The organism is Streptomyces sp. M2CJ-2 (assembly GCF_016757295.1).
Classification (GTDB): domain Bacteria; phylum Actinomycetota; class Actinomycetes; order Streptomycetales; family Streptomycetaceae; genus Streptomyces.
This window is the reverse complement of record NZ_JAESIF010000238.1, coordinates 1-1,224: the sequence shown is the minus strand read 5'-3', so window position 1 is coordinate 1,224 and position 1,224 is coordinate 1. Positions and strand designations below refer to the sequence as shown.

The following is a 1,224-nucleotide window of genomic DNA, read 5'->3' as shown; positions in this document are numbered from 1 at the left end:
GGTGTTCTACCAGCTCGGCCGCCCTCGCCGGATGCGGGCATCGGAACCGAGATCACGACCCCGAACAGGCCCTAAGCGACCGGCTGGGCGACGCCGCTCGCGACGGCGGCGGCGGTGGTGCCCGGGGAGTCGTTCATCGTGCCGTTCGGGGCGTCGTTCGTGGTGCCGGACTCGGCGGAAGGCGGCGCCGGGGGTTCGGACGACGGTGGTTCGCCGGTCGGTGATTCGCCGCTCCCCGGCTCGCTGGTGGGAGATTCGCCGGTGGAGGGCTCGCTGGTCGGCGCCTCGGACTCGGGGGTGGACGGTTCGGCCGACGGGGGCCTGGCCGGCGACGGCGTCGAGGGGGTGGTGCCACCCGGCGACGGGCTCCGCCCGTCCGGCGGTTTCGTGGCACGGTCCTTGCCGCCCGGGTCTCCCTGGTGCCGCTCGAACCAGCCGCCGCTGTCGGAGTCGTGGACCACGAACTTCTCGATCGGCCGCGGCGCCGGTTCGACCACGACGACGTTCGAGGCGCGGTAGCCCGGCCAGGGATCGCCGGTGTACCGGGGGGCGGCCTGTTCGACCGGCTCGGTCAGCGGGTTGCCGCAGGCGCAGCGGACCCTGGGGACACCGCGGTCGTCGACCAGTACGGCCGTGCCCGCCTGGAGGACGGCCTGGTAGTCCGTGGCGGCGCCGTCGCGGTATCCGTGGTTGGTGACCCTGGTGTCCAGCCGGAGCCGCAGCGGGGTCAGCGAGCGCAGGTAGGAGGGCACCTCGGAGGGTTCGACGTCGGCCACCGAGGCGAACGCCTCGCTCTTCGCGGGCACCTCCCGCAGGAACGTGATCTGCTGCTCCACGTCGCAACTGGAGACGTTGCGGGTGCCGCCGTACAGGCCGGGTTCCCCACCGCTCACCGCCTCCACCGCGTTGGCCGGGGACGACGGCCCGGTGGACGGGGCCGAGGTCTTGGGAGGCGGGGTGTCGGGCGGGGCGGAACCGTCCTCGGCCGTCGACTCGGTGAACGGGTCGGGACCCTCGGCGTTCGCGGCCTGCAGGAAGATTTCGCCGCCGCCCGCCTCGGAGCCGCCGTCGGAGCGGGTGAGCACCACGGCGAGGAGCACGGCCACCGCCACGGCCGCGGCGAGCGCGACCAGAGCGGGTACGGACCGCCACCGCGGCTGCCGGCCCCGCCCGGGCGGCCCCGAGCCGCCGCTCGCGCCTTTGCCGCCTCCGCCCGCCGGGGGC

1 protein-coding gene is annotated in these 1,224 nt (G+C 75.3%); it reads right to left on the bottom strand.

The genetic code is table 11. The features are described 5' to 3' along the window. Positions 1-71: 71 nt before the first annotated feature. The coding region (locus JL475_RS39055; RefSeq protein ID WP_237409563.1) for a DUF6777 domain-containing protein at positions 72-1,224 on the bottom strand (1,153 nt) is incomplete at its 5' end.